The organism is Bradyrhizobium sp. BR 10261 (genome assembly GCF_019455395.1).
GTDB lineage: Bacteria > Pseudomonadota > Alphaproteobacteria > Rhizobiales > Xanthobacteraceae > Bradyrhizobium > Bradyrhizobium manausense.
In genome coordinates this window covers 1-22,517 of the sequence record NZ_JACOFQ010000006.1, presented here as the reverse complement: position 1 = coordinate 22,517, position 22,517 = coordinate 1, and the positions used below count along the sequence as shown (strand labels likewise).

Annotated in this window: 23 protein-coding genes; 20 read left to right on the top strand and 3 right to left on the bottom strand. The window is 65.2% G+C overall.

The features are described from left to right. Entirely contained in the window at positions 1 to 927 is a 927-nt protein-coding gene (locus HYH07_RS08330) for a LysR family transcriptional regulator (protein WP_220002055.1), read from the bottom strand. Positions 928 to 1,077: 150 nt separating this feature from the next. On the opposite strand from HYH07_RS08330, the gene HYH07_RS08325 reads away from it, so the two are divergent. The 9 genes from HYH07_RS08325 to HYH07_RS08285 all read left to right on the top strand — a co-directional run bounded on the left by HYH07_RS08325 (position 1,078) and on the right by HYH07_RS08285 (position 9,892). Next, positions 1,078 to 2,034: an N-carbamoyl-D-amino-acid hydrolase gene (locus HYH07_RS08325; RefSeq protein ID WP_220002054.1), complete on the top strand. Its 957-nt coding sequence runs from the start codon at positions 1,078 to 1,080 to the stop codon at positions 2,032 to 2,034. 71 nt (positions 2,035 to 2,105) lie between these two features. Beyond that, positions 2,106 to 2,933, top strand: coding sequence for an ABC transporter substrate-binding protein (locus HYH07_RS08320; protein WP_220002053.1), 828 nt, complete (start codon positions 2,106 to 2,108; stop codon positions 2,931 to 2,933). Next, positions 2,930 to 3,787, top strand: a complete 858-nt coding sequence (locus tag HYH07_RS08315; RefSeq protein ID WP_220002052.1) for an amino acid ABC transporter permease — start codon at positions 2,930 to 2,932, stop codon at positions 3,785 to 3,787. The genes HYH07_RS08320 and HYH07_RS08315 overlap by 4 nt, the downstream gene beginning before the upstream one ends. Further along, on the top strand, positions 3,784 to 4,548 hold the full coding sequence (locus HYH07_RS08310) for an amino acid ABC transporter ATP-binding protein (RefSeq protein ID WP_220002051.1): 765 nt from the start codon (positions 3,784 to 3,786) through the stop codon (positions 4,546 to 4,548). Before HYH07_RS08315 ends, HYH07_RS08310 begins: the two co-directional genes overlap by 4 nt. A gap of 15 nt (positions 4,549 to 4,563) precedes the next feature. Beyond that, the gene (locus HYH07_RS08305; protein WP_220002050.1) at positions 4,564 to 5,379 is read left to right on the top strand and encodes an ABC transporter substrate-binding protein; all 816 of its coding nucleotides are present in this window, start codon (positions 4,564 to 4,566) and stop codon (positions 5,377 to 5,379) included. After that, positions 5,366 to 6,250, top strand: a complete 885-nt coding sequence (locus HYH07_RS08300) for a polysaccharide deacetylase (protein WP_220002049.1) — start codon at positions 5,366 to 5,368, stop codon at positions 6,248 to 6,250. The genes HYH07_RS08305 and HYH07_RS08300 overlap by 14 nt, the downstream gene beginning before the upstream one ends. A gap of 8 nt (positions 6,251 to 6,258) precedes the next feature. Further along, a complete protein-coding gene (locus HYH07_RS08295; protein WP_220002048.1) occupies positions 6,259 to 6,915 on the top strand; it encodes an aspartate/glutamate racemase family protein in 657 nt (218 codons plus the stop codon). Between the two features lie 23 nt (positions 6,916 to 6,938). Next, complete coding sequence (locus tag HYH07_RS08290; protein WP_220002047.1) at positions 6,939 to 8,522, top strand: ABC transporter substrate-binding protein; 1,584 nt, start codon at positions 6,939 to 6,941, stop codon at positions 8,520 to 8,522. Then, the gene (locus HYH07_RS08285) at positions 8,519 to 9,892 is read left to right on the top strand and encodes an amidohydrolase family protein (RefSeq protein WP_220002046.1); all 1,374 of its coding nucleotides are present in this window, start codon (positions 8,519 to 8,521) and stop codon (positions 9,890 to 9,892) included. The genes HYH07_RS08290 and HYH07_RS08285 overlap by 4 nt, the downstream gene beginning before the upstream one ends. Here the strand turns inward: HYH07_RS08285 and HYH07_RS08280 are convergent. Continuing rightward, a complete protein-coding gene (locus HYH07_RS08280; protein ID WP_220002045.1) occupies positions 9,889 to 10,788 on the bottom strand; it encodes a LysR substrate-binding domain-containing protein in 900 nt (299 codons plus the stop codon). The genes HYH07_RS08285 and HYH07_RS08280 overlap by 4 nt on opposite strands. Before the next feature lie 273 nt (positions 10,789 to 11,061). Here HYH07_RS08280 and HYH07_RS08275 point away from each other — a divergent pair, with 273 nt between their 5' ends. From HYH07_RS08275 to HYH07_RS08240, 8 genes are read left to right on the top strand one after another with little or no spacing between them, the layout of a single operon-like run. Further along, positions 11,062 to 12,099 carry an ABC transporter substrate-binding protein gene (locus HYH07_RS08275; RefSeq protein ID WP_220002044.1) on the top strand — a complete coding sequence of 346 codons (1,038 nt, stop codon included), beginning with the start codon at positions 11,062 to 11,064 and terminating at the stop codon, positions 12,097 to 12,099. 27 nt (positions 12,100 to 12,126) lie between these two features. Beyond that, positions 12,127 to 13,167 (top strand): ABC transporter ATP-binding protein, encoded by a 1,041-nt coding sequence (locus tag HYH07_RS08270; RefSeq protein ID WP_220002043.1) that lies wholly within the window; start codon positions 12,127 to 12,129, stop codon positions 13,165 to 13,167. Continuing rightward, positions 13,164 to 14,039 carry an ABC transporter permease gene (locus HYH07_RS08265; protein WP_220002042.1) on the top strand — a complete coding sequence of 292 codons (876 nt, stop codon included), beginning with the start codon at positions 13,164 to 13,166 and terminating at the stop codon, positions 14,037 to 14,039. Before HYH07_RS08270 ends, HYH07_RS08265 begins: the two co-directional genes overlap by 4 nt. Continuing rightward, positions 14,036 to 14,842, top strand: a complete 807-nt coding sequence (locus tag HYH07_RS08260; RefSeq protein WP_220002041.1) for an ABC transporter permease — start codon at positions 14,036 to 14,038, stop codon at positions 14,840 to 14,842. The genes HYH07_RS08265 and HYH07_RS08260 overlap by 4 nt, the downstream gene beginning before the upstream one ends. 8 nt (positions 14,843 to 14,850) lie before the next feature. After that, a complete protein-coding gene (locus tag HYH07_RS08255) occupies positions 14,851 to 15,987 on the top strand; it encodes an FAD-binding oxidoreductase (protein ID WP_220002040.1) in 1,137 nt (378 codons plus the stop codon). A gap of 27 nt (positions 15,988 to 16,014) precedes the next feature. After that, a complete protein-coding gene (locus HYH07_RS08250; protein ID WP_220002039.1) occupies positions 16,015 to 16,311 on the top strand; it encodes a (2Fe-2S)-binding protein in 297 nt (98 codons plus the stop codon). After that, positions 16,308 to 17,726: an NAD(P)/FAD-dependent oxidoreductase gene (locus HYH07_RS08245; protein ID WP_220002038.1), complete on the top strand. Its 1,419-nt coding sequence runs from the start codon at positions 16,308 to 16,310 to the stop codon at positions 17,724 to 17,726. The genes HYH07_RS08250 and HYH07_RS08245 overlap by 4 nt, the downstream gene beginning before the upstream one ends. After that, positions 17,723 to 18,847 (top strand): FAD-binding oxidoreductase, encoded by a 1,125-nt coding sequence (locus tag HYH07_RS08240; RefSeq protein WP_220002037.1) that lies wholly within the window; start codon positions 17,723 to 17,725, stop codon positions 18,845 to 18,847. Before HYH07_RS08245 ends, HYH07_RS08240 begins: the two co-directional genes overlap by 4 nt. Before the next feature lie 13 nt (positions 18,848 to 18,860). On the opposite strand, the gene HYH07_RS08235 is transcribed toward HYH07_RS08240, so the two are convergent. Then, a complete protein-coding gene (locus HYH07_RS08235) occupies positions 18,861 to 19,784 on the bottom strand; it encodes a LysR family transcriptional regulator (RefSeq protein ID WP_057759236.1) in 924 nt (307 codons plus the stop codon). A gap of 116 nt (positions 19,785 to 19,900) precedes the next feature. Here HYH07_RS08235 and HYH07_RS08230 point away from each other — a divergent pair, with 116 nt between their 5' ends. From HYH07_RS08230 to HYH07_RS08220, 3 genes are all read left to right on the top strand, one after another. After that, positions 19,901 to 21,259 carry an MFS transporter gene (locus HYH07_RS08230; RefSeq protein ID WP_220002036.1) on the top strand — a complete coding sequence of 453 codons (1,359 nt, stop codon included), beginning with the start codon at positions 19,901 to 19,903 and terminating at the stop codon, positions 21,257 to 21,259. Next, complete coding sequence (locus HYH07_RS08225; protein ID WP_220002035.1) at positions 21,256 to 21,753, top strand: GAF domain-containing protein; 498 nt, start codon at positions 21,256 to 21,258, stop codon at positions 21,751 to 21,753. Before HYH07_RS08230 ends, HYH07_RS08225 begins: the two co-directional genes overlap by 4 nt. 14 nt (positions 21,754 to 21,767) lie before the next feature. Next, the coding region (locus HYH07_RS08220; protein ID WP_220002034.1) for an amidohydrolase family protein at positions 21,768 to 22,517 on the top strand (750 nt) is incomplete at its 3' end.

The following is a 22,517-nucleotide window of genomic DNA, read 5'->3' as shown; positions in this document are numbered from 1 at the left end:
TCAGTCGCTTCCTGCCTCATCTTGCTGGTGTGGCGCTGTGCGCGCCAGCAGCGCGCTCTCCTTGCGGACTTCGCCGAGAAAGGCCTTTGCCAGGCGCGACAGCGGTTCGGCTTCCGACCAAAGCATGTAAGCGACCGCGCGTGTTGTCGGTGTGAACGGCCGTACGACGAGGCCGTGCCCGCCATTCTGGCGCGGTGAGAAGGGGTCGACCACGGCGGCGCCGACGCCGGCGGCTGCGAGCACGCAGGCGGTGTTGCAATAGCGTACCTCAACCGTCGGCTGGAACGGCGCGCCGGCGCGAGCAAAACTGTCGCGCACGGCTTCGCCCAGCCGCGTGCCGCGCTCGAGCCCGATGAAGGGCAGGCCAGACAGATCGGAGGCCGAGATCACAGGCTTGCACACCAGCGGGTGCTGCGGCGGCAAGACGCAGACCATTTCGCCGGTGTGCACCACCTCATGCGCAATGCCGGGATGATGCGTCAGCCCGAGTGCGAAGCCGAGCTCGGCGACATGGCTGAGCACGCCCTCGATGATGCCCTCATAACGCCGGACGTCGAAGAACACGCGCGTCTCCGGGCGGCGGCGCAGGAAGCCGGACAGCGCTGTGGGGATGATGCTGTACGCGAGCGGCGGCGTTGCCACGATGGCGAGATGCCCGGCGCGGTTCTCGCGCAGATCGCGCACGCGATTCTCGAGCTTGGCGTGAAGCGCGAAGATCGCCTCGCTCTCCTTGTAGAGCGCCATCGCCTCCGCGGTTGGAAACAGCCGGTTGTTGATGCGCTCGAACAGCGCAAAGCCCGCCTGCGCCTCCATCGTCTTCAGCGCGTTGCTGACCGCCGGCTGCGACAGCGCCAGCTCGTCGGCCGCCGCCACCGTGGTGCGATGGCGGATAACGGCATGCAGGATCTCGAGCTGGCGCAGGTTCATATCACTGGCTGTTATACTCTGGGCCAAAAGATCATAGCACGATGAATTGCTTTTGCAGCCCGGCTTGCGCCTAATACCGCGGATTTGCACGCTGGATCAAAGGGTTCACTAGCCCATTGAGGCAGCATTGCGCACAGATTGGAGGCAAACTTGGTTCGTGTCCTTCGCGCCGCCGCCGCCCAGATGGGGCCGACGCAGAAAGCCGATGCGCGTGAGCAGACGCTGTCGCGGATGCTGGCCATGCTGGAGGAAGCGGCGGGCCGCGGCGCCAGCCTCGTGGTGTTTCCCGAACTCGCCTTCACCACGTTCTTTCCGCGCTGGCTTTTGGAAGGCGCCGCGCTTGACCAATATTTCGAGCGCGGCATGCCGAACCCGGCCGTGGCAAAACTGTTCGAGCGCGCGCGTGCGCTGCGCGTCGGCTTCTATGTCGGCTATGCCGAATTGACGCCCGAAGGCCGCCGTTACAATTGCGCCATCCTGGTCGATCGCGACGGCGAGATCCTCGGCCGCTACCGCAAGGTGCATCTGCCGGGCTCGGTCGAGCCTCGGGAGGGCGCGCGCTACCAGCAGCTCGAGAAGCGCTATTTCGAATATGGCGATCTCGGCTTTCCAGCGTTCCGCGCGGGATCTGCCTGGGCGCATGCGATCATGGGCATGATGATCTGCAACGACCGCCGCTGGCCGGAATCCTGGCGTGTGCTCGGCCTGCAAGGCGTCGAGCTGGTCTGCATCGGTTACAATTCGGCGGCCTATGATCCCAATGGCGGCAGCACCGAAGATGCCTCGTTGCGCACTTTCCACTCGACGCTGGTGACGCAAGCCAACGCCTACATGAACGCGACCTGGGCGATCTCGGTGGCCAAGGCGGGCGAGGAGGACGGCTCCGGCCTGATCGGCGGCTCCTGCATCGTCGATCCCAACGGCCGCATCGTCGCGCAGGCGGCGACGTTGACAGACGAGGTCATCGTCGCCGACATCGATCTCGACCTCTGCCGCCAGGGCAAGGACAAGATGTTCAATTTCGCCGCCCACCGGCGGCCTGAGCAGTACAGGGTGATCACCGAGCGCGCCGGCGTCATCGAGCCGGCCGTGCTCGATGCGGACTGAGCAAAATGGCACAGCGCTGGCTTGGATTGGCAACGAAAAGGGTCGGCAAAGATAAAGGTTGAAGGATTGACATGACACGCCTCTCGCTTTCCCTCGGTTTCGCAGCGCTGGCTGCCGTGACGTCCGCGCGAGCGGCCGAGCTCCCGCCGGAAATCAAGCAGGCGGGCGCGCTCAAGCTCACGGTCAACTCGACCTATGCGCCGATGGAATATCGCGATCCCGCCAGCAACGAGCTGGTCGGGCTCGACATCGATCTGGCGAACGAGCTTGCCAGGCGGCTCGGCGGCCTCAAGATTGTCTGGAGCGAGACGCCATTCGCCGAGCTGATCCCCTCGCTCCAGACCAAGCGGGCCGATTTCATCATCTCCGGCATCTCCGACCGCGCCTCGCGGCGCGAGACCGCCGATTTCGTCGACTATCTGACGACAGGACCGCAGTTCTTCGTGATGGCCGACAGCGACGCGAAGGCCGCGACCGATCTCTGCGGCAAGAAGGTCGGCACCACGCGCAGCACCAGCTTCCCGGTCGAGATCGAGAAATGGAGCAAGCAGAATTGCGAAGCGGCCGGCAAGCCGGCGATCCAGTACGTGCCTGGCGAGAACTCGATCGACGTGCGCAACCAGCTCAGGCAGGGCCGCATCGACGCCGCCGTGCAGGGCAGCGAGACGCTGCCGTATGCGCAGACGCAAGAACCTGGAAAATACCGCATCGTCGGCGAGGCCTTTGCCAGAGGTTATCAAGGCATCATGTTCCGCAAGGACGATACGGCACTCCGCGAGGTCGTGACGGAGAAGCTCACTGCGATGATCGCTGATGGCTCCTACAAGGCGGTGCTCGACAAATGGGGCCTGGGCGCCAATGCGGTCGCCCAGCCCATGCTGAACGCGGCGCCGCAATGAAGCCGGCGCCGGCACTCGCGGAAGGCTTCCCCGACTTGTCGGGAATGCGGATCGCGCGCGAGCCGCACTGGTTTCGCTGGTTCAGCGCGGCCCTGATCGTCCTGGTGCTGGCAGCAATCGCGCGTGCTTTCGCCAATGGCCAGATCGAATGGTCCTATGTCAGCCGTTTCATCACCGCAAAAGTGATCCTCGAAGGCATCGTCAACACTATGGTGATGGCGGTGCTGGCGATGGCGCTCGGCATTGTCCTCGGCATCATCGTCGCGATCATGCGGCTGTCGCCCAATCCGGTGCTGAAGACGGTCGCGGCCGGCTACACCTGGTTGTTCCGCGGCACGCCGCTGATCCTGCAATTGCTGCTGTGGTTCAACCTGGCGCTGGTGTTTCCGACCATCGGCATTCCCGGCCTGTGGAGCGCGCGCGCCGTCGACGTCATGACGCCGTTCCTTGCGGCGCTGCTCGGGCTCGGCATCAACCAGGGCGCCTATACGTCCGAAGTCATGCGCGCAGGCATGCTGTCGGTCGACATCGGGCAATATGAGGCGGCGCAGGCGATCGGCATGGGGCAGCTGCGCGCGCTGCGCCGGATCATCCTGCCGCAGGCGATGCGCGTGGTGATCCCGCCGCTCGGCAACGAGTTCATCGGCATGGTCAAGGCGACCTCGCTCGCGAGCGTCATCCAATATCCCGAGGTGCTGCACAACGCCGAGAACATCTATTACGCCAATTCCCGCGTGATCGAGCTCCTGATCGCCGCGGGCCTCTGGTATCTGCTCGTCGTCTCGATCCTCACCCCGCTCCAGATGCTGCTCGAACGCCGTTTTGCACGCGGCACAATGCGGCTCGCGCGATGACAAAGCCCCTCGTCGCGATCCGCTCCGTCAGCAAGAGTTTTGGAGAGTTTCAGGCTCTCAAAAGCGTCTCGCTCGACGTCTGGCCCGGCGAGGTGATGTGCCTGATCGGCGCCTCGGGTTCAGGCAAGACCACGCTGCTCCGTTGCATCAATCAGCTCGCAATCATCGACAGCGGCGGCATCTGGCTCGACGGCGAGCTCTTGGGCGTGCGCGAGCAGGGTGGTAAGCTCCATCGTCTCAGTGAGCGTGAAATCGGACGGCAGCGGCTGAAGACCGGCATGGTGTTCCAACGCTTCAACCTGTTTCCGCACAAGACCGCATTGGAGAACATCACCGAAGGCCCGCTCCAGGTGCAGGGCCGCAAAGCCGACGAGGCGCGCGCGGAGGCAATCGAGCTGCTCCGTCGTGTCGGGCTGGCGGCCAAGGCGGACTCCTATCCGGCGCAGCTCTCCGGCGGCCAGCAGCAGCGCGTGGCGATTGCGCGGGCGCTCGCCATGAAGCCGATGCTGATGCTGTTCGACGAGCCGACCAGCGCGCTCGATCCGGAGCTTGTCGGCGAGGTGCTTGCCGTGATGAAAGAGCTGGCCAACAGCGGCATGACCATGATGGTGGTGACGCACGAGCTCGGCTTTGCGCGCGAGGTCGCCGACCGCGTCGTCTACATGGACCAGGGCGCGATCGTCGAGCAGGGCCGCGCCTCGGATGTCCTCGGCGCACCGCGCGAGGAGCGGACCAAGGCATTTCTTTCGGCTGTGATCTGAGATGAGGGCATGTTGATGAAGAGAGTTTTGATTGCGGGGGCGCTGTTCGGAGCCATGACCGTATCGGCCTTGGCGGTCGAGTTGCCGGCAGATATCGCCAAGCGCGGCAGCCTCAAGGTGGCGCTGGTGCCGAACTATCCGCCGATGGAGTTCCGCGATCCCGCCACCAACGCTCTGTCCGGATTCGACGTCGATCTCGGCGAGGCGATCGGCCGCAAGCTCGGGGTCAAGATCGAATGGACCGAGACCAGCTTTGCCGAGTTCATGCCGTCGATCTCGACAGGGCGGGTCGATGCCATCCTGTCCGGCTTCACCGACTATGCGAGCCGGCACGAGATTGCCTCCTTCGTCGATTATCTGCGCAGCGGTCCAAAGTTCTTCGTGCAGCAGTCCCGTGCGGCGGAGTTCAAGGACATGGCCGCCCTGTGCGGCAAGAAGGTCGGCGCCAGCCGTCGCACCATGTTTCCGGCCGAGATCGACAAGTGGAGCCAGCAGAACTGTGCGGGCAATCCGATCCAGTTCGTCGGCACCGACGGCTCGGCCGATGCGCGGACGCAGCTCAAGCAGGGCCGTATCGACGCCGCCGTGCAGGGCAACGAGACGCTGCCTTATGTGATGGACCTGGAGCCGGGCACTTATGCGCCGGTCGGCGATCCCTTCGCGACGCAGTTCACGGGCATCGCGCTGCCGGTCAAGGAAAAGGCGTTGCAGCAAGCGATCGTCGAGGCCGTCGATGCGCTGATCGCCGACGGCACCTATCGTACGCTGCTGGCGAAATGGAAACTGAACGACAACGGAATAGAGAAGGCGACCATCAATGCTGGACAGTAAGGCACTCCAGAGCATTCCGCTCACCCCAGCCAACACCGCGGATCCTGCGCCGGACTATCCGTGGCCGAAGCCGTACACATCGGCGATGTTCCTGTCGTTCGACGTCGACGCCGAGACCGCGTGGACCAGCAAGGACGCGCTGCATGCGCAGCGGCTCATCACCATGAGCTATGGCGGCTATGAGGCGCGCGTCGGCACGCCCAAGCTTCTGGAACTGCTCGATCAGCTCGATCTCAAGGCGACCTTCTTCGTCACGGGCTGGTCGGTCGATGCGCATCCGGCCATGGCGGAATCGATCCTCCAGGCCGGCCACGAGATCGGCCATCACGGCTATCACCATCTCTTGCCCGATCCCGGCGATCCCTGGATCGAGGAGGAGCTGGAGCGCGGTTTCGAGGCCTTGAGGCGTCGGCTCGGCGTCAAGCCGACCGGATACCGCGCGCCCTATGGCGAGTTCACCGAGGAGCTGCGCGTGGCGCTGGTCCGCCATGGCATCGTCTACACTTCCTCGTTCCGCGACGACGTCAGGCCCTATCGGCATCGCCTCGCCGACGGCAAGCCCGGCACGATCGAGCTGCCGGTGACGGCGAGCTATGACGACTGGATGCATGGTCTCTCCGCCCGCTTCAGCCCGCGCTCGATCTTTCCCAAGGAGCATGTGCTCTCGATCTGGAAGGACGAGCTGGATGAAGTGCGCGACTGGGGCGCGATGGTGACGACCGTGCTGCATCCGCAATGCAGCGGTCGTCCGATGCGTCTGCGTCTGCTGCGCGAGTTTCTCACCTACGCAAAGTCGTGCCCGGACGTCTGGATCACCACCGGCGAGAAGATCGCGGAAAACTTTCTGCGCCACGAGGCCGCCAACCGTTGAGAAGTACCATGACCCGTCGCCGCATCCTCGTCATCAACCCCAACTCCTCGGCGTCGGTGACGGCGGCGATTGACGACGCGGTGGCGCCGCTGCGCATCGCGGGCGGGCCCGAGATCGAGGTGGTCGGACTTGCCGAGGGGCCGCCAAGCATCAGCTCGCAGCGCGATGCCGACAGCGTGGTGATGCCGCTGGTGAACCGTGTATCGCGCGACAACGCGGATGCCTTCGTGCTCGCCTGCTTCAGCGATCCCGGCCTGCATGCGGTGCGCGAGGCCGCTGGCGGGCGCCCCGTCATGGGCATCGCCGAATGTGGCATCTTCCGCGCGCTGATGCTCGGCGAACGTTTCGGCATCATCGCTCTGTCGCCGTCGAGCATCCGCCGTCAGCAGCGCATGGCGCGGGTGATGGGCGTCGACGGCCGTTTTGCCGGAAGCTGGTCGGTCGGCGCCAGCGCGGCCGAGACGGCGAGTGCGGACATCCGCGGGCGGTTGATCGAGGCTGGCCGCGCGCTGGTCACGCAATATCGCGCCGATGTCGTGGTGATGGGCTGTGCGGGGATGGCCTCGCACCGCGCCGCCATCGCGGAGGCGATCGGCGTCCCCGTGGTCGAGCCGGCGCAACAGGCAGTGGCCGTCGCGATCGGCGCGGTCTTATTGAATACGTAAAGTACGTTTAGGAGCCTCCAGGAATGCCGATCTCCCGTCGCTCGCTCCTCAAGGCCGCCGCAGCGGTGCCGGCGCTCTCATTGCCGGGCATCGTCCGCGCTGAATCGCAGTCCACGCTGCGCTTCATCCCCGTCATCGATCTCGCCTTCGTCGATCCGATCTATTCGACGGCGCAGGTGTCGCGAAACCATGGCTTCATGGTCTACGACACGCTCTATGGCATGAGCGCCTCGCTCCAGGTCTCGCCGCAGATGCTGTCGGGCCACGTCATCTCGGGCGACCAGCTCCAGTGGGACCTGACGCTTCGCGACGGCCTGTTCTGGCACGATGGAGAGCGCGTGCTCGCACGCGATTGCGTCGCCAGCATCCGCCGCTGGGCGGCGCGCGACGGCTTTGGCGGCGAGCTGATGGAGGCGACCGCCGAGCTGTCGGCCGCCGACGACCGCACCATCCGCTTCCGTCTCAAGCGTCCGTTTCCACTGTTGCCGCAAGCGCTGGGCAAGGCCGCGATCAACGCCTGCTTCATGATGCCGGAACGGCTGGCGAGCCAGGATCCGTTCAAGCCGCTCACCGAGGTGATCGGCAGCGGCCCGTTCCGTTATCTTGCCGACGAGCGCGTGCAGGGCGCGCGCAACGCCTACGCAAAGTTTGAGCGCTATCAGCCGCGCACCGACGGCAAGCCGGATTGGACCGCGGGCCCGAAGATCGTGCACTACGACCGCGTGGTCTGGACCACCACGCCCGATGCCGGCACCGGCGTTGCCGCGCTCCAGACCGGCGAGCAGGACTGGCAGGAGACCACGCCGCACGATCTGTTGCCGATCATCAAGGCTGCCGGCGATATCGAGACGCGCATCCTCGATCCCAGAGGTTACGCCTGCATGATGCGGCTCAATCATCTTCAGCCGCCGTTCGACAATCCTGCCATCCGCCGCGCGCTGCTCGGCGCGATCGACCAGTCGGCATTCATGACGGCGGTGGCCGGCACCGACCCCGCCTTCCGGGTGTCGCCGATCGGCTTCTTCGCGCCGGGGACACCGATGGCGAACGAAGTCGGCCTCGACGTGTTCCGCGGTCCGCGCAACTACGACAAGGTCAAGGCCGACCTGAAGGCCGCCGGCTACAATGGCGAGAAGATCGTGCTGCTGGTCCCCACCAACTCGCTGGCGCAGAAGCCGCTCGGCGAGATCGCGGTGGACTCGCTGCGCAAGGCGGGCATGAACGTCGAATATGCCGGCCTCGATTTCGCCGTGGTGCTGCAGCGCCAGCTCAAGAAGGATCCGATCGGGCAGGGCGGCTGGAGCGCGGCGGTCGGCAACTGGCAGGGCATCGATTGGCTCAATCCGGCCGGCAATACCAACATTCGCGGCGAAGGCAAGGTGGCCGGCTGGTATGCGAGCGCGAAGATGGGGCCATTGCGCAGCCAGTGGCTGGCGGCCTCGGAGCTTGCCGAGCAGCAGCGCATCTGCCGCGAGATCCAGGCGGTGGCCTTCGAGGAAATCCCCTATATTCCGATCGGCCTGTACAAGCAGCCGACCGCCTACCGCAAAGATATCACCGGAATTCTCGACGGCACCGCCGTGTTCTGGAACGTACGCCCCGCATGAGCACCACAGCAATTTTCGGCAGCTATGTGCTGTCACGCAACGACGGCGCGCAGGACGTGCTGCGCGACCATTGGGTTCTGGTCGAAGGCAAGAAGATCGCGGCCGTCACGCGCGACAGGCCGCGCGCAGATCAGGTCTACGATCGTCCTGGCCGCTTCGTGCTGCCGGGCCTGTTGAACCTGCATAATCACTGCTTCTCTGAAGCCGTGGCGCGCAGCCACAGCGAGGATGGCAATGGCCGCAAAAACAACCAGAGCATCGTCTATACGGTGCTGCTGCCGCTGACCAAGCGCGGCGCTGAAATCCTGTCGGCGGAAGAGCGCCTCGCGGTGGCGCGGCTCGGCATCCTCCAGCTGCTCAAGGGCGGCGCCACCACGGTGATGGAGCCGTTCCGCAACTCGATCCCCGAGATGTTCGACGCGGCGGAGGAGATGGGCATCCGCTTCTATGGCGCGCCCTATCTGTTCTCGACCTCCGACGCCAAAGCCGGCCCCGATGGCGTGGTCCGCTATTCCGGCGACGGCGGCGCTGCCGACATGGCGAGGTGGGATACGCTCTACCAGCGCTGGAACAATCGGGGCGACGGTCGCATCAGCCTCGCGATGAGCCCGCATGCCACCGACACCTGCGGCCCCGATCTCTTGAAAGCCTGCGCGACACGGGCGCGTGAGCTCGGCGTGCCCATCACGACGCACATGGCGCAGAGCCGCGCCGAGGTCGAGACCATCGGCAAGCGCTATGGCGGCCGCACGCCGGCGGAATATCTCGACTGGCTCGGCCTGCTTGCGCCGGACCTGATGGCGGCGCATTGCATGTTCAGCAGCGACGAGGATCTCAAGTTGATGGCCGCGCGCGGCATGACCGTGCTGAACTGCCCGCGCGTGTTCGCGCGCGCCGGGATCACCGCAGCGTTCAGCCGCTTCGCCGAGCACGGCGTCCGCACCGTGGTCGGCACCGACGGTTACAACATGGACCTGCTCGGCGAGCTCAATGCGGCCTCGCTGATCTCCAAGGTCACGTCGCAGCGTGCCGACGTCGCGAACTCGCCCGAGCTGATCGAGGCGAACACGGCGGTCGCCGCCAACGTGATCAAGCGGCCGGATCTCGGCCGCATCGAGCCCGGCGCGACCGCCGACCTCACCGTGGTCGATCTTACCCATCCGCATCTTCAGCCGTTGTTCGACCCGCGCCGCGCGCTGATCGCGCTCGCCAACCGCGCCAATATCGATCAGGTCATGGTCGACGGCCGTGTGCTGATCGATGAGGGCCGCTATCTCGGAGCGGATGAGGCTGCGATGGTTGCGGCAGGTACTGCTGCGATCGGCAAGATCTGGGACCTGCCGGAGGCGCAGGCTGCGTTCAACGGCTAGCTCTCAAACTCCGCCAGCGACTTCCGCATGGTCTCGACCAGATCGAGCGCGACCGGCGAGGGGCTGCGCTGCGCCGGAAACACCGCGGAGAACTCGAAGTCGATGCGCGGCAGGAAGCGGCGCACGACGACGCCGCGGGTGGAGAATTCCTGTGCGGTGAAGGGATCGCAGATCGCAACCCCGAGCCCTGACGACACCAGGCCGCACATGATCTCGGACAGCGCGGTTTCCACACGCAGCACGCGGCGGACATCGTGGCGATGGAAGATCTGGTCGACGAGGTGGCGGCTCGACGATCCCGCCGACAGCGAGATGAAGGTCTCGCCCTCGAAGTCCTGCGGCTCCAGCACTTGCTTTTCCGCGAGGCGATGACCGGTCGGTAGTACCGCGACGCGCGCAGGCGCCGGCAGCTTCTGGCTTGGCAGGCCGGAATGCGCGATCGGCACCTCGGCAAAACCGACGTCGCACTGATTGTTCAGCACCCAGTCGACCACGATCGGCGAGATCACGCCGAAGAAGGCGAGGTTGAGGTTCGGCCGCTCTTTCAGAAAGTGACCCGTGAGCCGCGGCAAGTATCCGTTCGACAGCGCCGGTAGTGCTGCGATCCGCAGCGAGCCGGTGCGGCGTCCCCGGATTTCCTCCGCTGCGGCGGCGATACGCTCGAGGCCGACGAAGGAACGTTCCACTTCGGTGTAGAGCGCCATCGCAGCGGCCGTCGGCACCAGGCCCGTACCGCGCCGCTCGAACAGCTCCATCTTCAACAGCGCCTGGAGGTCGCGCAGCAACCGGCTGACCGCCGGCTGCGTGACTGTCATCAGCGCCGCAGCTTCGGTGACGCTGCCGGTCAGCATCATCGCCCGGAAGGCCTCCACCTGCCGCGAGTTGATCCGCGCCATCGCAAATCCAATTCATAACATTTAGGCATGTAAAGGGTGCCATTATTCATTGGACGATGGAAGCCGGGGTTTGCGATCTTTTTCAGCAGAGCTGGAGACAGACCGCTTTTTCGGCAGATTGGGGCTCAAAACGTCCCAGATCGCGCCAGAACCCGTCGAGCAGGGGCCGGAGCCCTGCTTCAAAGGGGATCGGCGCGGAAGGAAATGCGGCAAGTCGCTTCTCGCAGGGTTTGTCGGCACGTCACCTCATTCCGGTATTGGAGATCGGTCCACATGAAGACTTCCAGCCTTCTGATCGCGGTCAGCATCGCAGCGCTCATTGCCATCCCCACGGCCGTCTGGGCCCAGCAGAAAACGCTTTATGTCGCCGGCTATGGCGGCTCGTTCGAGAAGACCATCCGCGACGAGGTGATCCCGACCTTCGAGAAGGAGAACAACGTCAAGGTCGAGTACGTCGCCGGCAACTCGACCGACACGCTGGCAAAACTCCAGGCGCAGAAGAGCAATCAGCAGATCGACGTCGCCATCGTCGACGACGGCCCGATGTATCAGGCGATCCAGCTCGGCTTCTGCGGCAAGCTCGACGGCCTGCCGACCGCCGATCTCTACGACACCGCACGCTTCAAGGATGACCGCGCGGTCGCGATCGGCATCGTCGCGACTGGTCTGATGTACAATACCAAAGTATTCGCGGACAAAGGCTGGGCGCCGCCGACCTCGTGGAACGATCTGAAGGACACGAAATACGCCAAGCAGCTCGTGATCCCGCCGATCAACAACACCTATGGTCTCGAAGCGCTGGTGATGCTGTCAAAGATGAACGGCGGCGGCGAGTCCAACGTCGATTCCGGCTTCAAGATCTTCAAGGACGAGATCAATCCGAACGTGCTCGCCTATGAACCGTCGCCGGGCAAGATGACCGAGCTGTTCCAGTCCGGCCAGGCCGTGATCGCGGTGTGGGGCACCGGCCGCGTGCAGAGCTTTGCCAATACCGGCTTCCCCGTCGACTTCGTCTATCCGAAGGAAGGTGCGGCAACGCTGCTGACCACCGCGTGTCCGATCAACAAGCCCAACGCCTCGCCGCTCGCATCCAGCTTCGTGAAAATGCTGCTCGATCCAAAGATCCAGCTCGTGATGCTGAAGGATTACGGCTACGGCCCGGTGCTGAAGTCGCTGAAGGTGCCGCCGGAACTCGGCAAGATGGCGCCGATCGGCGAGCGTGCAGCCAAGCTCTATAATCCGGATTGGACCGCCATCAACGACAAGCGCGAGGAGTGGACCAAGCGCTGGAATCGCGAGGTCGAGCGCTGATCTGATCGTCCGCGGCGGAGACAGCCTATGGCCTATCTCGAGCTCGATCGGGTCGCCAAGCAATTCGGCGCGCAGACAGTGGTCGATGACTTCAGTCTCGCGGTCGGCAAGGGGGAATTCATCTCCTTCCTTGGTCCCTCCGGTTGCGGCAAGACCACGACCTTGCAGATGATCGCGGGCTTCCTCGATCCCACGCGCGGCGCGATCCGCCTGGAGGACAAGGACCTCACCGCAATCCACCCGGCCAAGCGCGGCCTCGGCATCGTGTTCCAGAGTTATGCGCTGTTTCCGCACATGACCGCGGCGGAGAACGTCGCCTTCGGCCTCGAGATGCGCAATGTGCCGCGCAATGAGCGGGCTGAGCGCGTCCGTGCCGCGCTCGCGATGGTGGGCCTCGCCGGTTACGAGGACCGCCATCCCCGCCGCATGTCCGGCGGCCAGCAGCAGCGCGTGGCGCTGGCACGCGCGCTGGTGATCAAGCCGAGCGTGCTGCTGCTCGACGAGCCGCTGTCCAACCTCGACGCAAAACTGCGCGAGGAGATGCAGATCGAGCTGCGCCAGATCCAGCGCACCATCGGCACCACCACCATCCTGGTCACCCACGACCAGAACGAGGCGATGTCGCTGTCCGACCGTATCGTGGTGATGAGCCAGGGCAGGATCGAGCAGATCGGCACGCCGCAGGAGACCTACGAAAAGCCGGCATCGGCGTTCGTCTCGCAGTTTTTGGGCAAGACCAACGACTTTGCCGGCAGGATTGATCGGATCGCCACGCCGGCGCAACTCCTGGCCGGCTCCTGGAGTGCGCCGGCGCCTGCGGGTCTCAGCGGCTCCGTCACCGTTAGTATTCGCCCCGAACGTATCGGCTTCGGCAATGCTGGCCTTAACGCAAAGATCGTCACTCGCATCTTCCAGGGCAATCACTGGCTGTTCCAGTGCGAGAGCGAATGCGGCCTTGCGATCGTGATCCGTCAGAACGACGGCAAGCCGCAGCCGGCCGAAGGCGAGGCGGTTTGCCTCACCTGGCGTCCCCAAGACATGAGCGTGCGCCCGAGGGCTGGCGCATGAGCATGGCCGCCGGGGAGCGCAGCGCGCGTGCGCCATGGGCGTTGACGGCACCCGCCTTGATGCTGTTCGTCGGCGTGCTGGTGATCCCGCTCGCCATGACCGTGATGCTGTCGTTCCACGATTGGGGCCAGTACAAGGGCATCGAGCCGGTCTTCATTCTCAAGAACTGGCGTGAGATCGCGACCGATCCCTATTACGCCGAGATGTTCTGGCGAACCTTTCGCATCGCGATCCTGACCACGCTGCTCACCGCGCTGTTGGGCGCGCCCGAAGCCTACATCCTCAACCGCATGAGCGGCGGCTGGAAGAGCTTTTTCCTGCTGGTCATTCTCGGCCCGTTGCTGATCTCGGTGGTGGCGCGCACGCTCGGCTGGGCGCTGCTGTTCGGCGGCAACAACGGCCTCGTCAATAAGCTTCTGATGACGCTTGGCGTGATCCGTTTCCCCATTCCCTTCATGTTCACCGAAACAGGCATGGTCGTCGCGCTCGCGCATGTGATGATGCCGTTCATGGTGCTGTCGGTCTGGGCGGCGTTGCAACGGCTCGATCCGCAGATCGAGAATGCCGCGATGTCGCTCGGCGCCGGACCCGTGACCATCATCCGCCGCATCATCATGCCGCAGATCATGCCGGGCGTGCTGTCGGGCGCGATCATCGTGTTCTCGCTCTCTGCCAGCGCCTTTGCGACGCCCGCGATCATCGGTGGCCGCAGGCTCAAGGTCGCGGCGACGCTCGCCTATGACGAATTTCTCAACACGCTGAACTGGCCTCTGGGGGCGGCCGTCGCCACGTTGCTGCTGGTCGCGCTGGTGCTGATCGTGGTCGGCAGCAACGCACTGATCGAACGCCGCTATGCGGAGGTGTTCCGATGAGCCGGAACGGCCCGCTCGCACTGATCTTCCACACCGTCTTCGTCATCGTCATGGTGGCGCCGATCCTGGTGGTCTGCCTCGTCGCCTTCACCCCCGAGGGTTTTCTGTCGTTGCCGACCAACGGCTTTTCGCTGCGCTGGTTCAGGGCGATCGCGCAATATCCCGAATTCATCCATGCGTTCTGGGTCAGTCTCGGTCTTGGCGCGCTGTCGTCCTTCGTGGCGTTGCTGTTTGCCGTGCCGGCGGCGCTCGCGATCGCGCGCTATCGCTTCCGCGGCCGCGATGCGCTCGCGGCGCTGTTCCTCTCGCCGCTGATGATCCCGCATGTCGTGCTCGGCATCGCCTTCCTGCGTTTCTTCACATCGGTTGGCTTCGGCGGCAGTTTTGCCGCGCTGATCATCGCTCATGTCGTCATCGTGTTTCCATTCGCGCTGCGGCTGACGCTGGCGGCGGCAACCGGCATGGACCGCACCGTCGAGATGGCCGCGGTCTCGCTCGGTGCCGGCGGCTGGACGCTGTTTCGCCGGGTGACCCTGCCGTTGATCCTGCCCGGCGTCATCAGCGGCTGGGCGCTCGCCTTCATCCAGTCCTTTGACGATCTCACCATGACCGTCTTCCTCGCCGCGCCCGGCACCGAGACGTTGCCGGTGCGCATGTTCCTTTATATCCAGGACAACATCGATCCGCTGGTGACGTCGGTCTCGGCCTGCGTGATCGCTGTCACCATGACCGCCCTCATTCTGCTCGACCGCTTCTACGGGCTCGACCGCGTGCTCGCCGGCAAGGGCGATGCGGGACGATAGGAGAACCTATGCGAACTGAATACGACGTCGCCGTGGTCGGCGGCGGATTGCTCGGCTCCGCCATTGCCTGGGGCCTCGGAAGGCTCGGCAAGAGCGTGGCTGTGCTCGACGAAGGCGACATCACCAAGCGCGCTTCGCGTGCAAACTTTGCGCTGGTCTGGGTCCAGAGCAAGGGTCTCGGCATGCCCGCCTATACGGTCTGGACGGTGCAGGCCTCGCAGGCCTGGGGGCGGCTCGCGTCCGAGCTGAAGCAGCAGACAGGCCTCGATGTCGCGCTTCAGCAGAACGGTGGCTTTCACCTTACGCTCGGCGATGACGAGTTCGGCCAGCGCACCGAGCTCGTCAAGCGCATGCACAACCAGACCGGCGCGGCCGACTACAAGATGGAGATGCTGTCCGCATCCGAGGTGAAGAAGTGGCTGCCGCTGATCGGGCCAGAGGTCTCCGGCGGCAGCTATTGTCCGCTCGACGGCCACGTCAATTCGCTGCGGACGTTCCGCGCGTTCCATACCGGCTTCAAGGCCTTCGGCATCGCCTATTTTCCCGAGCGTCCGGTCTCGGCGATCAGCAAGAGTGGCGGCGAATTCCGCCTGACCACGCCGCAGGGCGAGCTGCGCGCCGTCAAAATCGTGCTTGCCGCCGGGAATGCCAACCAGGCGCTGGCGCCGATGGTCGGTCTCCATGCACCGATGGGCCCGACCCGCGGCCAGGTCGTGGTGACCGAGCGCACCATGCCGTTTTTGCCGCATCCCCTCACCACGATTCGTCAGACCGACGAGGGCACGGTGATGATCGGCGACAGCAAGGAGGACGAGCTCGATGATCGTACGCTGAAGCCGTCGATCAGCGGCGTGATGGCCGATCGCGCGCAGCGCATGTTTCCGCATCTGTCACGGCTCAACGTTGTCAGGAGCTGGTCCGGCATTCGCGTCATGCCGCAGGACGGGTTTCCGATCTACGACCAGTCGGAGACGCATCCCGGCGCCTTCGTCGCCTGCTGCCATTCCGGCGTGACGCTGGCCTCCAACCACGCTTTCGAGATCGCACGCATGGTCGAGCAGGGCGCGCTCGAGCCCGAGCTGGTCGGCGCGTTCTCGGCCAGCCGTTTTGGCGGCGCCGGCGCTGCGAACAACAGCGGCTATTAGAGATATTAAGGAGCCACGAGGCATCCCATGTTTAGACGATCCGAACAGGACAAACGTCCTCCAGTGCAGATCTTCGTCGACGGCGTCGCCGTCGCGGCGCGCGAGGGCGACACCGTTTCAGCAGCACTGCTGGTCTCCGGCCGCGACGCACGGCGCTCCACGGCAATCAGCGGCGCGCCGCGTCTGCCTTACTGCATGATGGGCGTGTGCTTCGACTGCCTCGTTACCATCGACGGTGTCGGCAATCGCCAGGGCTGCCTCGTGCCAGTGGCTGAGGGCATGCAGATCGAGATCCAGAAGGGCAAGCGGGAGATCGGAAGATGAGCGTCGCTCCCAAGCGCGAAGACTACGATGTCGTGGTGGTCGGCGCCGGACCTGCGGGTCTTGCCGCCGCTGCCACAGCCGCGGAGGCGGGTCTCACGACGCTGCTGCTCGACGAGAATATCGGTCCCGGCGGTCAGGTATTCCGCGCCATTTCGTCGACGCCGGTGACGGATCGTGGTCAGCTCGGTGCTGATTATTGGGTCGGTGCCGATCTCGTGCAGTCACTCCGCGCGAGCAAGGCCGAAGTCATCCATCGTGCCACCGTCTGGAGCCTCGACCGCAATCTCGATATCGCCGTCTCGATCGGCGGCGCCTCTGCGTTCGTCAGGGCCAAGCGCGTGATTCTGGCGACCGGCGCGCTGGAGCGGCCGTTCCCAATTCCTGGCTGGACCCTCCCGGGCGTGATGACCGCTGGCGCGGCACAGACCATGCTGAAATCGTCAGCCCTGGTGCCCGATGGTCGCACCGTGATCGCAGGGCAGGGCCCGCTGCTCTGGCTGCTGGCCGCCCAGATCCTGCGCCTCGGCGGCCGTATCGATCGCATTCTCGACACCACCGAGCGCGGCAACTACTTCGCCGCGCTCCCGCACGCCTTCGCATTCCTCACCTCGCCCTATTTCACCAAGGGCCTGTCGATGATGCGCGAGGTGAAGGCGAAGGTGCAGGTCGTCTCCGGCATCACCGAGCTGGCTGCGGCTGGCGACGGGCAGCTCGCGAGCGTCAGCTACGTTGCCGGCCGCAAGCGCGAGACCATTGCTGCCGATCTGCTGCTGCTGCATCAGGGCGTGGTGCCCAACGTCAATCTGGCGATGGCGGCCGGTATCGAGCATCGCTGGGATGACCTGCAATTGTGCTGGTCGCCGGTGCTGGACGCGAACGGCAATTCTTCGGTCGCCGGCATCGCGATCGCTGGCGACGGTGCGGGCATCGGTGGTGCCAATGCGGCCGTGGTCCGTGGTCGCATTGCCGCACGCGCTGCGATCGAAGCGCTGGCGCCTGCGGCTGCCGCGAAACTTGCGCCGGTGGCGACGCTCCGCGCCGATCTCGCCAAGGCCGAGCGCGGCCGCGTGTTCCTCGACACGCTGTTCCGTCCCGCGCCGCAGTTCCGCATTCCCTCAGGCGACACCATCGTCTGCCGCTGTGAGGAAGTGACGGCAAAGGATGTTCTGGATTCCGTTGCGATCGGCGCGACCGGGCCGAACCAGCTCAAGGCCTATCGCCGCACCGGCATGGGGCCGTGCCAGGGCCGGCTCTGCGGCCTCACGGTGACGGAGCTGATGGCGCAGGCGCGGGCTAAGACCCCGCAGGAGATCGGCTATTACCGTCTGCGCGCACCGGTGAAACCGATCACCCTTGCCGAGCTCGCCGCCGTCCCGAAAACGGAAGAGGACGTCAGGGCCGTGGTGCGCGGATGACCACATCAGTGGATGCGATCGTCATCGGCGGCGGCATCCACGGATGCTCGACGACGCTGCATCTGTGTCTCGCCGGCCTGAAGCCGGTGCTGATCGAGAAGGACTATGCCGGCCGCCACGCTTCAGGCGTCAACGCCGGTGGCGTCCGCCAGCTCGCGCGGCATATCCCCGAGATTCCGCTCTCGATCCGCTCGATGGGCATCTGGGAGAAGATCACCGATCTCCTCGACGATGATTGCAGCTTCGAGAGCTACGGCCAGGTGCTGGTCGCGGAGAACGAGGAGGAGCTCGCCGCTTGCCGTGCACGCGTGGCCGAACTCAACGCGCTCGGCTTTACCCATGAGGAGCTGATCGACGCGGCGGAGCTCCGGCGCCTTGTGCCCGCGGTGGCCGAGACCTGCCCCGGCGGCGTGGTGTCGCGCCGCGACGGCGCGGCCAACCCGGCGCAGACGACAACGGCGTTCCGGCGCAAGGCCGAGCAGCTCGGCGCGACCGTGCGTGAGGGCGTCGCGGCCAGCAATATCCGGCACCGTGACGGCCTCTGGCATGTCGATGTCGGTGCCGACGGATATGCCGCGCCAGTGCTCGTCAATGCCGCCGGCGCCTGGGCCGGCAAGATCGCCGCCGATCTCGGCGAGCCGGTGCCGGTCGAGACCGTGGCGCCGATGCTGATGATCACCTCGCGCGTGCCGCACTTCATCGATCCCGTCGTGATCCTGCGTGGACGAAAGCTCTCCTTCAAGCAATTCAAGAACGGCACCGTGCTGATCGGCGGCGGTCATCTGGCGACGCCCTACCAGGATCGCAACGAGACGGTGCTGGACTGGAAGAGCCTCGCCACCAGCGCGCAGACCGTGTTCGAGCTGTTCCCGGTGATGCGCAGCGCCACCATCGTGCGCGCCTGGGCCGGCATCGAGGCGAAGATGAAGGACGATATCCCCGTATTTGGGCCGAGCAGCCGGCACAAGGGCCTCTACCACCAGTTCGGCTTCTCGCTGCACGGCTTCCAGCTCGGGCCCGGCGCCGGCGCCGTGATGGCGGAGCTGATCGTGGGCGGCGGCACCCAGACTCGCATCAGCGATCTCGGCATCGAGCGTTTCCATGCGTCGGCCGTCCGTTGAGGCACTGCTTCGCTCATTCCGACTTGGCAAACATTCCGACCAGGGTCTCGCGCAGCCAGCGCTGCGCAGGCACGGTGTCGTTGCGCTGGTGCCAGAACAGGCTGACGATCCGCGCCGGCGCCTTGAGCGGCAGCGGCATCGCATGCAGGAACGGCGCGTGACGCGACTGCGAACGCAGATCGCTCGGCAGCACGGCGATCAGATCGGTCTGGCGCACGATCTCATAGGCGGCGCTGTAATGATTGACGGTCGCGACCAAATTGCGCGACAGCCCGCGCGAGGCCAGGAAGAGATCGTAGGTCGGCGCCCGCTTGCCGGCCAGGGTCACGTCGACATGCCCGGCGTTCAGGAAGGCGCGCGTGCTCAGCCGCTTCTGGGCGGCGAGCGGGTGGCCGCGCCGCATGAAGCAGGCATAATCGACGGTCCAGAGCGAGCGCGAGCGAATCGCCGTCGGCTGCTGCGCTTCGTTGACATAGACGCTCAGCACGCAATCGACCCGATTGCCCTCGAGCTGATCGGCGATCTCCAGGATGGTGTTGGGCACGGTGTGGACCCGCGTCTTGGGCGCGATCTCGCCGAGATGGTTCAACAAATTCGGCATCACCAGCGAGGCGACGTAGTCCGACATCGACAGGGTGAACTCGGTCTGGGCGCGAGCCGGATCGAACACCTGCTCGTCGAGCGCGCTGCGGACGCTTTCCAGGGCCTCGCCGATCGGCTCCCAGAGAACGACGGCGCGCTGGGTCGGACGGATCCCGGTGCCGGACCGTACGAACAGCGGATCGCCGAGCGCATCGCGCAGGCGTGCGAGCGCGTTGCTGACGGCGGGCTGGGTCATCGTCAACGCGCTCGCCGCGCGCGTGACGCTGCCCTCGGTCATCAATGCCTCGAAGACTTTCAGCAGGTTGAGGTCGAGCGCGCGGAAGGACACGGATATTCACCGCAGTGATGTACTAGATCATCATTATAAATTATGACGATAACGTCATTCTGTCTATGATTTCCTCCCGAACGACAAGCGGGTGCCGGCCCGCCGGGATCGAGGGGATATTCATGTCGATGATATCGGCGCGCATCGAGCGCCTTCCGTTTGCACGCTTCCACACGCATCTGTTGCTGATGGGTGGGCTCGGCTACATGTTTGACGCGATGGACGCGGCGGTGCTGGCCTTCATCCTGCCGGTGCTGCGCACGGCGTGGAATCTGTCGAGCGTCCAGATCGGCGTGCTCGGCAGCAGCACCTATATCGGCTTCCTGTTCGGCGCCCTGTTCGCCGGCACGCTCGGTGATCTCATCGGGCGCCGCGCCGTGATGATGTCGGCACTGGCGCTGTATTGCGCAGCATCGATCGTCAGCGCGATGGTCGATACCTGGCCGGCCTTCTTCGCCGCCCGCATCATCGCCGGCATGGGCACGGGTGCGGAGAGCGCGATCATCGCGCCCTATCTTGCGGAGTTCGTGGCGCGACGTTACCGCGGCGCCTTCACCGGGGCGCTCGCAGGGTTCTTCTCCTTCGGCTTCGTGGCCGCGGCCTTGCTCGGCTACTTCATCGTTCCCTCCTACGACAATGGCTGGCGTATCGTGCTTGTGATCACGGCGGTGCCTGTCGTCATGCTGCTGTGGTGGCGGCGCGCTCTGCCGGAATCGCCGCGCTGGCTGGAGAGCCGCGGACGGAAGAAGGAAGCCGAGGCCGTGCTTGATCGGATCGAGGTGGTCTTTGCGCGCGAGGGCCGTGTGTTGCCGCCGCCGGTGGTCGAAGTCGTCCCTCCCGCCGGCACCGGTGGAACGCTGCTTGCCAATTTCGCAGCGCTTCTGGCGGCGCGCCAGGCGCGTATCACCATCATGACCTGGATCATGTGGCTTGCGATCACCTTCAGCTATTATTCCTTCTTCGTCTGGATTCCCGGCCTCCTGGTCCAGAACGGCATGAGCATCACCAAGAGCTTTGGCTATTCGATCGCGATCTATTGCGCGCAGATCCCCGGCTATTTCAGCGCCGCGTATTTCAACGAGCGGATCGGCCGGCAGGCGACCATTGCGACCTATATGGTGCTCGGCGGCGTCAGCGCGCTCGGCCTTGCCTTCGCGCAGACGGATCAGCACATCATACTGGCGGGAATTCTGCTGTCGCTGTTCATGAACGGCACCTATGCCGGTGTCTATGCCTACACCGCCGAAGTGTTCCCGACCCCGATCAGGACCACCGGCGCCGGGCTTGCTTCCGCCATCGGCCGCATCGGCGCGATCGTCTCGCCGATCCTGGTCGGCTACCTCTATCCCAATTTCGGCTTTGCCGGCGTGTTCGGCGTCACCACCACGGTGCTGCTGTTAGGGGCGGTCACCGTCGTCTTGATGGGCGTGCCGACGCGCGGTCGCTCGCTCGAAGAGATCGCCGCAGGTGAAACAGCATGAGGCCGACCAGGCGCCCGGCCGACCCGCTGCTCTGCGCCGTTGCGGCGGCGCAGGACAGGGCGGATCAACCGGGCGCGCTCTTTGCGGCGCTGGACGAAGCCCTGAAGTCGGCGATCGGGCACAAGCTGTTCACGATCCTGACCTACGACGGCGCGACCTTCGAAGCCGCGCGGGTGTATTCCAATCTGCCGGGTCCGTACCCCACCGGCGGTCGCAAGCGCCTCGCGCCGGGACCGTGGACCGAAGCCGTGCTCGATTCCGGCGAGGCCTATATCGGCCGGACGCAGGACGATCTGCGCACCGTGTTCCCCGACCACGCACTGATCGCCTCGCTTGGCTGCGCCAGCGTGCTCAACATGCCGGTGCGCTGGCGCGGCCGCACGCTCGGCTCGCTCAACCTGCTTCACGAAGCCGGCTGGTATGACGGGGACGACGTGGCCGCGTGTCTTCCGTTTGCCCAACTCGCGCTGCCGGCGCTGCTTTTGATGGCCTGATAGAGGAAAGCTCCATGCCCAGCACTCTCTTCAAGAACGCCGCGCTGCTTGATCCGCTCCGACCTGAGTTGCTGACCGGCCATGACGTTCTGGTCGAGGATGCCATGATCAAGGAGGTCTCGGACCGTCCGATCCAGGCTACCGCAGATCGAACCATCGATCTCAAGGGCAGGACGTTGATGCCCGGCCTGATCGACCTGCACGTCCATACCATCGCGATCGAGCTCAACCTGGCGGCACAGGCGAAAATGCCGAATGTCCTGGTGACGCTGCGTTCGACGCTGATTCTCAAGGGCATGCTGCGGCGAGGTTTTACAACCGTCCGCGATGCCGGCGGCGCCGGCCACGCGATGAAGCAGGCCATCGAGACTGGCCTGACCGATGGCCCCCGCCTGTTCGTCTCGGGCCGTGCGCTGAGTCAGACCGGCGGCCATGGCGACGGCCGGGCCCGCTCGGACTATCTGGCCAGCGATTCCGTTTGTCCCTGCTGCGTGCGGGTCGGCGCGCTGGCGCGGGTTGCCGACGGTGTCGACAGCGTGCGCAAGGCGGTCCGCGAGGAGCTGCAGATGGGCGCCGACCAGATCAAGATCATGGCGTCCGGCGGCGTGGCCTCTCCGACCGATCCGGTCGGCGCCTTCGGCTACTCCGAGGACGAGATCCGTGCCATCGTCGACGAAGCACAGGGCCGGCAGACCTATGTGCTCGCCCATGCCTATACGGCTCCAGCGATTGCGCGCGCGGTCCGCTGCGGCGTCCGCACCATC